This is a genomic window from Microcoleus sp. B3-D2 (assembly GCF_036705345.1).
Classification (GTDB): Bacteria; Cyanobacteriota; Cyanobacteriia; order Cyanobacteriales; family Microcoleaceae; genus Microcoleus.
Genome location: NZ_JAUBUG010000119.1, coordinates 1 through 11,238, shown reverse-complemented (window position 1 = coordinate 11,238; position 11,238 = coordinate 1). Strand labels below are relative to the sequence as shown.

Annotated in this window: 10 protein-coding genes; 6 read left to right on the top strand and 4 right to left on the bottom strand. The window is 43.0% G+C overall.

The features are described from left to right. Positions 1-513 precede the first annotated feature (513 nt). Complete coding sequence (locus QUB14_RS27235; RefSeq protein WP_333218034.1) at positions 514-957, bottom strand: hypothetical protein; 444 nt, start codon at positions 955-957, stop codon at positions 514-516. Between the two features lie 65 nt (positions 958-1,022). Then, on the bottom strand, positions 1,023-1,427 hold the full coding sequence (locus QUB14_RS27230) for an NIL domain-containing protein (protein ID WP_006635751.1): 405 nt from the start codon (positions 1,425-1,427) through the stop codon (positions 1,023-1,025). Between the two features lie 175 nt (positions 1,428-1,602). On the opposite strand from QUB14_RS27230, the gene QUB14_RS27225 reads away from it, so the two are divergent. The 6 genes from QUB14_RS27225 to QUB14_RS27200 all read left to right on the top strand — a co-directional run bounded on the left by QUB14_RS27225 (position 1,603) and on the right by QUB14_RS27200 (position 9,517). Beyond that, positions 1,603-2,205: a thioredoxin family protein gene (locus QUB14_RS27225; protein WP_333218033.1), complete on the top strand. Its 603-nt coding sequence runs from the start codon at positions 1,603-1,605 to the stop codon at positions 2,203-2,205. Positions 2,206-2,251: 46 nt separating this feature from the next. After that, positions 2,252-2,386, top strand: a complete 135-nt coding sequence (locus QUB14_RS27220) for a hypothetical protein (protein WP_333218031.1) — start codon at positions 2,252-2,254, stop codon at positions 2,384-2,386. Between the two features lie 207 nt (positions 2,387-2,593). Beyond that, positions 2,594-5,815: an efflux RND transporter permease subunit gene (locus QUB14_RS27215; protein WP_333218029.1), complete on the top strand. Its 3,222-nt coding sequence runs from the start codon at positions 2,594-2,596 to the stop codon at positions 5,813-5,815. A 384-nt stretch (positions 5,816-6,199) separates the two neighbouring features. After that, positions 6,200-7,381, top strand: coding sequence for an RtcB family protein (locus tag QUB14_RS27210; RefSeq protein WP_333218027.1), 1,182 nt, complete (start codon positions 6,200-6,202; stop codon positions 7,379-7,381). Between the two features lie 230 nt (positions 7,382-7,611). Continuing rightward, positions 7,612-8,760, top strand: a complete 1,149-nt coding sequence (locus QUB14_RS27205) for an AAA family ATPase (protein WP_333218025.1) — start codon at positions 7,612-7,614, stop codon at positions 8,758-8,760. Position 8,761: 1 nt separating this feature from the next. Continuing rightward, positions 8,762-9,517, top strand: coding sequence for a hypothetical protein (locus tag QUB14_RS27200; RefSeq protein ID WP_333218023.1), 756 nt, complete (start codon positions 8,762-8,764; stop codon positions 9,515-9,517). Positions 9,518-9,640: 123 nt separating this feature from the next. Here QUB14_RS27200 and QUB14_RS27195 read toward each other — a convergent pair whose 3' ends face one another. Together QUB14_RS27195 and QUB14_RS27190 are read right to left on the bottom strand one after the other, a co-directional pair. Next, on the bottom strand, positions 9,641-10,012 hold the full coding sequence (locus QUB14_RS27195) for a DUF4278 domain-containing protein (protein WP_333218022.1): 372 nt from the start codon (positions 10,010-10,012) through the stop codon (positions 9,641-9,643). A gap of 241 nt (positions 10,013-10,253) precedes the next feature. Further along, entirely contained in the window at positions 10,254-10,598 is a 345-nt protein-coding gene (locus tag QUB14_RS27190) for a BON domain-containing protein (RefSeq protein ID WP_190737264.1), read from the bottom strand. Between the last annotated feature and the right edge of the window lie 640 nt (positions 10,599-11,238).

Sequence of the window (11,238 nt, the reverse complement as noted above, 5' to 3'; positions counted from 1 at the left end):
ATAATCATCAACGATCGCCCTCGGCTTGCCAAGTGAATCTCTTCACTTGGCAAGCTAATTATTAATAGTTATAGATAGTGAAATTAGTGACAGTTTTCCTTCAAAATATACCCTCACTTTAAGTTTTTTAAAATAACATAAGCGAGTAGTTTTTTTGTCCTCATAACGGGGGTATGATACCCGGATTTGGTATGAGTTGAGTGACCAAGCGAAAAGATACGCTTGCTGTGCTAAAGTCAATAAAAGAGAGTGGCGAGAGCCCTGGAATCAGCTTCAAGGATCCCTCGGACAATCTTATGAGTCAATCAGCCTGTCAATAATGCACGATATTTTTTGAGATTCAGGGGCTTCAATGCTTTTACTATCAAGGTTTCAGAGGCGTTGTCACCGTCAAATGATTTTTATGTCTATGGCACAATCTTCCATGAAACGAGAGCAGAAGAGTCGCATAGTTTTCCGCTAAACATCCGTTGCGAGTTGTATAATTTGGTTGAATGAATTTCCCGTTCCCAATTAAGAGAATACGAGCCTGCCTGTTTTTGACCAAAACTCGATCGCTCCACCCAGCCCCACACCTGTTAAAGAAATGCTAGCTAATACCGCAAAAGCCCGCCAATTTTTCCAACCAGATATTTGAATATCGAGTCTTGCCAAAGCTCCGGCTGAAATCAAGAGTAAACAAGTAGCAAAAAGGTGCATCCAGGCAAAAACTACCACTGCCACCAAAGCTCCTACAATAATAGAAAGAAAAGCACCGAGATCACTAGAAAACCACCGCATAATTAAGGCTTTTATGTCTCTCAGAGGGAACGACAAGGCGACAGTGAACACTAAAATTGAAGCTATGGCTAAAAACCAAGTCAGGTGCGGGGGAACATCAAACTCAGATAATTTCCAGCCAAAGGTGAAATAAGTAACAAAAAGTAGAGTTAGGGAAACCCAAGAGTTTTTTTTCATCCAATGGCACAATTAGGAGAACCAGGCAAAAAAAAGATGACGATCCAGAGGACTTTTTACAGGGGCTAGAGGTTGGTTGAAATAGCTTGTACCGGACAGGTAGGGATGCACTGCTCGCAAACGATACACCGCGATCGAGCAAAACTTAGTTTAAAGCTTTCTGGGTCTAGGGTCAAGGCTTCTGTCGGGCAAACCCCCGTACACAAACCGCAGTGAACGCAGATATCTTCGTCTATCAGTATTTCCCGGCTGGCTAGGGAAACGCCGATGTTTTGCGATCGCATCCAGTCGATCGCCGCTTCTAGTTGGTCGATGTCCCCTGATAACTCTAGCACCAGTTTGCCCACTTGATTGGGAGCCACCTGAGCACGGATAATGTTGGCTGCAACATTAAAATCCTTTGCCAGTCGATAGGTGACAGGCATTTGGATCGATCGTTGGGGAAACGTCAGTGTTACCCGTTTTTTCACCCTGCAAGTCCTCGATAATTTACAAACAATCTTAGTTATCTTATGTTTTAGCGCACTTGGTCTAATTACTGCCTTTATCCAAATTTTTTATGATATGGGTCTGATTATCTCAAAATGTGGTATAATCTGAATCTATTTAAAATAAAAACATAGAAATAAAACGGCAATTTATTTTATGACCCAGAATTCGCCCAACTCAACTGTTTCCCCTACTGCTAAGAATCCCGAAACAAAAGTCGCCACGCGCCTCAGAAACTTATTGATCGTGTTAGCCGCGATCGCCCTTTCAGTATCTATCTTCTTAGGGCTGCAAACCCAAACGCCATCAAGCAGTCTCACCGATATGGCAAAAGCTTCAACGCCATTAGAAACAGCTTTGATCAACGGCAAACCGACACTGATGGAATTTTATGCTAATTGGTGCGGTAGCTGTCAGGCAATGGCTAACGATCTGAGCGAAATCAAACAGAAATACGCCGAACCGATGAATTTTGTGATGCTGAATGTAGACAATGACAAATGGCTGCCAGAAATTACCAAATATCGAGTAGACGGCATTCCGCACTTTGTCTATTTGAACGATAAAGGCAGCCCCGTTGCGGAAACGATGGGCGAAATGCCGCGCAGTATTATGGAAGCTAACTTAGAAGCTTTAATTGCAGGAAAACCTCTGCCACACGTCCAAGCTGGCGGTCAAGTTTCTAATTTTACTCCCCCCACAGGGCCTGTGAAAACAAGTAGCTCCGACCCCCGCGCCCACGGCTCTCAAGTACAGTAAAAGAAGAAAGAGAGAACAAGGAAAGAAGACTTTAGCAACAGGCAAGATGCCTGTTCCACAACAAATAAACTTTCTTGTGGAACAGGCATCTTGCCTGTTCCTGATTGCGATAACTTACAGAGATTTAAAAGCCGATCGCAACTTATGTCAATCTGCGTTTTGGGCGATCGACTACCTCTAAAGGAATATTATAAAAAACATTTTTGACAATTTATTAAAATTTATTATACTACTTGTCAGGTGCGGAGCGTAAATATTCTCTCACTCCCTATACAAAATAAAGCCTGACCGAAAACAATTTGGTCGCCAGCCCTGCGATTCATTCCTTTGCAGGCTGACTGGGTAAACTTTTCAATTTTTTAACCTAAAATCTAAAATCTAAAATCAAATGACCGCCGATAAACCCGGATTCAGCATTAGCGCGACCGCGATTCGCCGCCACATCGGCACCCTCATGCTGACACTTGCGATTATAGTCGTGGGCATTTTCTACATCACCCAACTGCCCGTTGACTTGCTGCCCTCCATCACCTATCCCCGCATCAGCGTGCGCTTAGACGCCCCCGGAGTCTCGCCAGAAGTTGCAGTTGACGAAATTACCCGCCCCCTCGAACAAGGGCTTTCAGCGACAGAAGGAGTCACGCAAGTTTTTTCCCGCACCCGCGAAGGACAAGTCAGCGTCGATTTATTTTTCAGACCAGGGGGCGACATCAACCAAGCCCTAAACGACGCTACAGCCTCCGTCAACCGAATTCGCAACCGACTTCCGGATACAGTTGAATCGCCCAGTCTGTTTAAATTTGACCCTTCTCAACAGCCGGTGTACGAATTTGCCCTGACTTCAGACTCGCGACAAGGGGTAGATTTGCGGGTATTTGCCGATGACGAATTAGCCCGGGAAATTAACGTTATTCCAGGAGTAGCTTCGGTTGACGTTTCCGGTGGCGTTCAGGAAGAAATTCAAGTTAATATTGACCTGAACCGGCTGCAAAGTTTAGGAGTTAATCTTAATGACGTTTTTAATGCTTTGCGCGAGCGCAATTTAGACACTTCCGGTGGTCGCCTGCGGCAAGAATCTAACGAACCGCTGACGCGCACAATCGGTCGCTTTAGAACAGCCTCTGAAATCGCCAATCTTTCCTTTCAAGTATCCGGTTCCAACCCGCCAAAACGAGTTTACCTGCGCGATTTTGCCCAAGTCAATGACGGCACGGAAGAACAGCGAGTTAAAGTTTTTCTCAATCAAAAACCTGCCGTTAAAATTAGCATCTTGAAACAGCCGGACGCCAACACAATTACTGTTGTTGACGGAGTGAAAAATCGCATCAAAGAAATGCAGGAGTCCGGCTTAATTTCTGCAGACATGACCGTAGTTACTACCTTAGACGAATCCCGATTTATCCGCAATTCCTTAGCGGATGTGGCGAATGCGGGAGTTTCAGGTGCAGTGTTGGCTGCGGTCGCAGTTTTGTTCTTTTTAGGTTCTCTCAGACAAACGCTGATTATTTCTCTGACTATTCCCCTGTGTACTCTAGCAGCCATTATTTTAATGCGGCTGTTCGGCTTGTCGCTGAACTTGTTTAGTTTAGGCGGTTTAGCATTAGGTATCGGTCAGGCGATCGACACCAGCGTAGTTATTTTAGAAAATATTGTAGTCGGTCTAGACAGCAACCCTCATCTGAAAAAAGGCAGAATCAAAGATCGAAAAGAACGCACGATAGAAGAGTCGGTATTGCGGAGTGAAGAAGTAGAATCAGCAATGGTTGCTTCCACAGCAGCCAACTTAGTATCAGTGCTTCCATTTTTGCTGATCGGCGGCTTCTTTTCTCTGCTATTTAACGAATTAATTTTGACAATTAGCTTTGCAGTAGCAGCATCTCTGCTAGTAGCTTTAACGGTAGTGCCGATGCTGACTTCTCGCCTGATGGGAATGTCTTATTCCAGCGGTATCAGTCAGTTCGGGCCGATAAAAAATTTCAACCGAGGCTTTGAGAACGGTACGCGGGCTTACGGTTCGATGCTGTCAAAAGTTCTGAGTTTGCGGTTAATTATCATTGCAGTTGCTTTTGTGATTTTAGGCGGTGGCACTTGGCTGATGGCTGGTCAAATTCCCCAAGAAATTTTGCCGAGAGTTAATACAAGTCAAGCCCGATTATTTGCTTCGTTTCCTCCGGGGACTAACTTGGAAACCAATCAAAAAGTGATTGCTGCAGCCGATAAACTTCTGCTCGCACAGCCAGAAACAGACTACACTTTAACTACAGCAGGGGGGCTGCTTTTCGGCAACAATACGGTGGAAAATTTGCTCAGGGGAAGCAGCACAATTACGCTAAAACCAGGTACGAATACCACCGATTTTACGGAAAAAATGACTGAGGAATTTAAAAAACTTGACCTTCCTAAAGGAACTCGTCTGCGGCTAGTTCCAGAATCGATTAGGGGTTTAGTTTTAACTAATTCTCCCGTGCGGGGTGGCGAAATTGATGTCGTGGTTCAGGGGGAAACTGAACAATCATTGCAGGAAGCCGGCCGTCAGATATTAAAAGAATTAGATGAGAAGGTAAAATTAGCCCGGTTTCGGCCGGAGGCAGACGCGCCGCAGTCAGAGGTACAAATTCGTCCCGATTGGGAAAGGGCCGCTGTGTACGGGCTGACAGCCCAAGATATTGGGGAGACAATTCAGACAGCAATTGAAGGTGCTGTTCCCACTCAGTTGCAGCGGGGAAACCGATTAATAGATGTGCGGGTGCAGTTCGATCGCACTTCGGTAAAATCTATTGCTCAACTCGGACAAATTCCGTTATCTGGTAATAATAGCATCATCCGTTTAAGCGACGTGGCTAATATTACGATCGGCAAAGCGCCTGCGGAAATTCAGCGTCTCAATCAACGGCAAGTTTTCTTAGTTGTCGGAAACTTGAATAAGGGTGCAAGTCTCGGCGATGCTGTCCAGCAAGTCGATGCAGTTTTATCAGAACTGAAGTTGCCGCGAGGAGTAAGAATTCTGCCGAGTTCGGCTGCTGAAACTAATGAGCAATTGCAAACTTCTCTCAAGCTGTTGGGAGGGTTGGCGACTTTTTTAGTGTTTGTAGCGATGGCGGTGCAGTACAATTCTTTGGTTGATCCGCTGGTGATTTTGCTGACAGTGCCTCTGGCGTTGGCGGCGGGAGTATTCGGGCTTTATGTGACCAAAACTGCGATCGGTGCGACGGTGATGATCGGTGCAATTTTGCTCGTGGGAATTGTGGTGAATAACGGCATCATTATGATCGAGTTGGCGAACCAAATTCTGGAAGAGGAAAAGGTCGATCGCACGACAGCAATTCTCAGGGCTGCACCTCAGCGCTTGCGGCCGATTTTGATGACAACTATTACCACAGTTTTGGGTTTATTTCCCCTAGCTTTGGGCATTGGAGAAGGTTCGGAATTCTTGCAACCACTGGGTGTGGTGGTGTTTTCCGGTTTGTCGCTGGCGACTTTGCTAACGCTGTTTATTATTCCGTGTTTCTATATTTTGCTGCACGACTTCTTTGGGATTTTTGCAGCGAAGAAGCCGCAGACAGTTGCTATTCCCCTGCAGAAGACGGCGAGAAAGACTCCGAATTTGTAAAATGTAGTGTCAGCTTTTTACGCCCTTCGACGCAATCCCGCAGGGGTTTAAACCCCTGCCTCAAAGCGAAAGTCGGTTAAAACTGACTGTAGATTTTGATGGAAAATACGATCTATTTCAGTCCTCTTTCAGAGGACTTTAGCTATGAGACAGGGAATTCATTCCCTGTCGGACTGTCGGACTTACAAACAATATCGGTACAGCATTTGATGTCAAGTTGACGCCGCAAGAATTAGTGGGTAAGGTGCGTCAGTAAAAATTTTATGACTCCCAAAAGAAATTCCCGACTGACACACCCTACGAGAATTAGTGTTTTTGACATCCGAAAGTTTTTATGTTACAATAATACTACATAACAAACTGGCAAAACCAACTTAAACAAAAATGCCCTACGAAAAATTAGACATATCAACCCCAAAACCCGTGCTATCTTGGGCCAATCACGCCCTGGGCGAAAAAGAAACCAAGATGACCGCCAACGTAGCATCTTTACCCTTTGTATTCAAACACGTCGCACTAATGCCCGATGTACATTTAGGAAAAGGTGCTTTAGTCGGTTCAGTAATTGCCACAAAAGAAGCGATTATTCCGGTTGCTGTGGGGGTTGATATTGGTTGCGGGATGGCTGCTATTAAAATGCCTTTCACAGCTAACAAATTAGAAGGCAAACTCAAACAAATTCGCCTCGATATCGAAGCCGCAATTCCCGTGGGATTTGCGGAAAACAAGGAAGTAGAAAAAACTGTCACCAACTGGCAGGGATGGGGCGAGTTTAAGAAACTTCATCAAGGCGTGCAGCACCAAAACAATAAAGCCTTAAAACAAATGGGTTCCCTCGGGGGCGGCAATCATTTTATTGAGGTTTGCGTTGATAGTGAAAACTTTGTTTGGCTGATGCTGCATTCCGGTTCTCGCGGCATTGGAAACTTGCTCGCACAGCAGCACATCGAGACTGCTAAACATTTAGCTAAACTGGCAGAAATTAGTCTCGCCGATCAAGATTTGGCTTATTTTGTAGCGGGTACGCGGGAGTTTGCTGCTTACTGGCACGATTTGCAGTGGGCGCAAGATTATGCTCGTTTTAATCGCGATGTGATGATGAATCGGTTTAAGCGAATTGTGGAAAAGCACGTCGCGGGCGGCAAATCTGTTAAGCCGTTATTAGAGGTGAATTGCCACCATAATTACGCGGAAAAAGAGGTGCATTTTGGCGAAGATGTGTATGTGACTCGCAAGGGGGCTGTGCGCGCAGATGTAGAGGATTACGGGATTATTCCGGGTTCGATGGGGGCGAAATCTTTTATTGTTAAAGGGAAGGGAAATGCTGAGAGTTACTGTAGTTGCAGTCACGGTGCGGGGCGTTTGATGTCTCGCAATCAAGCGAAGAATGTATTTACTCTCGATGATTTTGTGCGGCAGACTGAGGGGGTTGAGTGCCGGAAAGATGAGCAATTTTTAGATGAAATTCCGGGGGCTTATAAGCCGATTGATGAGGTGATGAGTCAGCAGTCGGATTTGGTGGAAGTTGTGGCGACTTTGAAGCAGGTGGTTTGCGTCAAGGGGTAATGGTGAGAATCAGAAACCGGGTTTTTTACGAAATTACTGCATTTGAGCCTTGAAGGCTCGTGAAAAACCCGGTTTATTTTTCAGGAGTGTGTCTCCCAAAATCGGTATTGACACAAGGCTTCTTAATGGTTTATAAATAAAGTGTAGAGCTTGGGATAATCCCGAATATTACTCGATTGCAAAAATGCAAATACGTTGGGTCATATGAACAATAAAAACCCTTTTAAATTATGAAGATTATTTCACTTAGACTCAGAAATAATTTTTGGGATTGGGATTTTGATGAAATTAAGTTTTCATCAAACTTAACCCTTTTAGTAGGTGTATCAGGTGCAGGCAAAACCCAAATCCTGCGTGCAATTATCGATTTAAGACGTATTGCAAATGGAAAAGCTATAAATGGGTTTGAATGGAAAATCATATTTTCTACTGTAAACGGTACTGAATTTATTTGGGAAGGTCGTTTTAATACTGTTGAAACAAATGAACTAAGCTTTGAGGATGATGAAAAAGAAAAACAAGATGAGCGAGAAAAATCTTCCTTAATTTATGAAATATTGACCTCAAATAATCAGGTTTTAATTCAGCGAAATTTGAAAGAGGAAGAAATTAGGTTTAAAGATCGCCCAATGCCTAAACTTTCTTCGCATCAATCAATGATATATATTTTGAAAGAAGAAAGTGTGATTAAAGAAGCATTTGATGCTCTAAATAAAATAGAATATCGCGATCATACAATAAACGGTCGGCGTTTTATAAACTCAAACCAATCTTTGCACTCGCTCAAAAATAAATACAAAACCTTAGACAGCATAGTAAATAGTGATGAGGATATTAGAACTAAACTATATCTGACTTTTGAAAACAAGTTAGATATTTATGAAAAAATCAAGTCAAGATTTATTGACATTTTTCCACAAATCGGAGATCTACAAGTTGAGCCTTTTAAAAGTGACATCTTGCCTAAATCAATTGCTGAGAAATTTCAGCCTGGTATTTCTATAAAAGAGAAATCTGTACCAAAATGGATTAGAGAAAATAGGATGTCTTCGGGGATGTTGCGTACAATTATTCATATAGCCGAAATTTTTCTGGCAAATGAAGGTTCGGTAATATTGAGTGATGAATTTGAAAATAGTTTAGGCATAAATTGTATTGACATCTTGACTGAGGACCTGATTCACGAAAATAAAACCTTACAATTTATTGCTACAAGCCATCACCCTTACATTATCAATAATATTCCGTATGAATATTGGAAAATTGTGACTCGACAGGGCGGACATATTAGAATTTGTAATGCCTCAGATTATCATTTGGGTAAATCTAAACAAGACGCATTTATTCAATTAACCAAAATTTTCGCAAAACAATCATAGTATGAACTTCTATTTTGTATTTGAAGGGAAGACAGAACCGATTGTTTATAAGAAGTGGTTATCTGTACTTCTTCCAGACTTGACAGAAGTGGATAGTTTTGATGCTGTAAATCAGAATAACTATTATTACGAAAGTGATATGGGCGTTCCTAGTTGCTACAGAGTTGCTGCTAATGCTATCCAAGAAATTAACGAGTGTCCTAAATATAATTACTTGGTACTATTTACAGATGCAGACCGTTTTACAGTTGCAGAGAAAAAAGCGGAAGCTAATAAGCAAATTAACTTAGAATTACAATATAAACCTTTTAAAACCTTACCGGAAAATTGTCAACTAGAAATTATTGTGCAGAAAGTTTGTATTGAAACTTGGTTTTTAGGCAATAGGAAGTTCTTTGTCACACATCCACAACATAATTCACTTTTGAAACAATACATCGCATATTTTGATGTAAGCAAAAGTAATCCCGAAGACTTAGCGAGTGGATTTGTGCAAGATCAAGAAAATACAAAGGATATTTTTGGATATAAAACAAAAGCTCTGTTTCATGAAGGTTATCTTAGAGAAATTTTCAAAGAGCGTAGTTCTGCGTCAAAGAAGAGTTTTTCTTACCATAAATCTAAACCGAGAGAAGTACAAGAAAAATATTACCTTGAACAATTGATAGCGAGAATTAAGGCCAATTCTGATCACTTACTTAGTTTTCAAGAATTTATAGAGTTTTGTTTGAAAATTAAGGGGCAACTAAATAAATAATACATCGCCGTGCGCGCTGTGGGGAAAGGAGAATTCGATCGCACAAACAGCATCAAAAGGGGGAAATTGAGCTTAACTCGATTTCCCCCTCTTGACAAACGCTTTGTTTTCTGAAGCTTTTCTCTAACAAACCATCTGTCTCGACTCAATTTCTAGCAAGCGCAGCAGTTTTTCATCGCCATTGGCTTTGGCTGCTTGCTTTCTACGATCGAGAATATTGCAAATATTCGCTTGGTGGATTTGCGCCACTTCCACAACAGTTGGGTAAGATTCAACCGTCCCTGGGGTGCGAACTGCTGCGCTATCCCGATCGCCACCTTGAGAATCTCGCTTTGTAGTATAGTTTGTGCCGCCGTATTTATTTGGGCCGGGAATGTGTCTGGGATACCGATAGTTCCAGTCTTGGCCCCGGTATTTGCCCGCTACTTCGCCTTCGATCATATCGACTGTCGGAATGTCGTACTCGTAGTTGACGCCGCGATAAGTGAGTTTCATATTTTTGATCCTTATATGTATGGAGATAAAAAGGGCAGTCAGGCCAGCTTGGGTTTTCTTTGCTAAAACTTTTTTAGTTTCTGTATTCAATTATACTGTTTTTTAAGATAAATCGGTTAAATTTACAAAAATTAATATTTTGAGGGGCAGAGGGCAAGAAAAAACCCGCCGCAGCGGGTTTAATCGAGTTTTTGACTAATTCGAGCAGCATCCGGAGCGAAACTGCTTCGGTTCCGGAGAACTAGCCAACAGTCACCTGATCGGTTTGCACGTCTGTAGCGCCTTCTTCAGCAGAGGCGATCGCCACCAACTTGTCGAGAATTTCCTGACTGGGAACTTGACCTTTGAGAACAACCGTGCTGCTGAGCTGAGCTACATAAACAGTCTCGATATCAGCAACTTCTGGATCGCCGTCAAAAGCTAAAGCGACCCGCTTCGCGAGGCCGCTGTCGTCAAAATTTCCGTCTGGGCCGACTTTAGCAGGAGCGATGGATTGCGCTTGCGCTGCTTGCTGTACTACTTGTGCCATCGGTTCAGCCGGGGCTTCAGGCTTTTCGAGTCCGAACAGTCTTTTAAACCAACCCATATTAGTTGAGTCTCCTGAAAATACACTTTTTACACGATAGCTCTAGAATTCCAAAAGACTCGTAATTGTTGCAAAACTCAGCGAAATTTATCAAAATGTTTTATCGGGAGACTTTCACAATCTAAAATCTTAAATGGTATCTAGATATTGATGTTGCTATTTGATGTATAGGGCGATCGCTCCGCCTTGGATAGCAGAGGCATAGTCGAAGCAGTTCCCCCACTGTCACCTTAAAAAAACTGCACAACGCGCCGGAATACATTCCCGGTTTGTTTAACTACCCGGGACATCTCCTGCGGGTCATCAATGTGTGTCCACTGATACAGGGGACGATAGCCCGGGCTTAATTAAGGGTAGTCCTGCATATAGCAATCCTTGCAGGAGTCGTAAATTTTTTACCCCCCCCCAACCCTCCCCGAATCCCCTCGCTCGGGAGTAAGAAATTCACAAATGATGCGAGGATTGCTATAAGTAATTATGCAATTTGATCAACCCCGTCTGTAGAAGGAGATGACAGGCAAAAACCACTACTTGTTTACCAATTAGCAATTGCCAATTTCCAATTATACCAATTTTACATGAAGTTGCATAGAATAAAGATACTGTTTAGAGGTGATGAGTTATGGCACGTCAACTGATT

What these genes read in the sequence shown, in the direction of transcription:
- QUB14_RS27235 (WP_333218034.1), bottom strand. Translation starts at nt 957, where the DNA reads ATGAAAAAAAACTCTTGGGTTTCCCTAACTCTACTTTTTGTTACTTAT.
- QUB14_RS27225 (WP_333218033.1), top strand. Translation starts at nt 1,603, where the DNA reads ATGACCCAGAATTCGCCCAACTCAACTGTTTCCCCTACTGCTAAGAAT.
- QUB14_RS27220 (WP_333218031.1), top strand. Translation starts at nt 2,252, where the DNA reads ATGCCTGTTCCACAACAAATAAACTTTCTTGTGGAACAGGCATCTTGC.
- QUB14_RS27215 (WP_333218029.1), top strand. Translation starts at nt 2,594, where the DNA reads ATGACCGCCGATAAACCCGGATTCAGCATTAGCGCGACCGCGATTCGC.
- QUB14_RS27210 (WP_333218027.1), top strand. Translation starts at nt 6,200, where the DNA reads ATGCCCTACGAAAAATTAGACATATCAACCCCAAAACCCGTGCTATCT.
- QUB14_RS27205 (WP_333218025.1), top strand. Translation starts at nt 7,612, where the DNA reads ATGAAGATTATTTCACTTAGACTCAGAAATAATTTTTGGGATTGGGAT.
- QUB14_RS27200 (WP_333218023.1), top strand. Translation starts at nt 8,762, where the DNA reads ATGAACTTCTATTTTGTATTTGAAGGGAAGACAGAACCGATTGTTTAT.
- QUB14_RS27195 (WP_333218022.1), bottom strand. Translation starts at nt 10,012, where the DNA reads ATGAAACTCACTTATCGCGGCGTCAACTACGAGTACGACATTCCGACA.
- QUB14_RS27190 (WP_190737264.1), bottom strand. Translation starts at nt 10,598, where the DNA reads ATGGGTTGGTTTAAAAGACTGTTCGGACTCGAAAAGCCTGAAGCCCCG.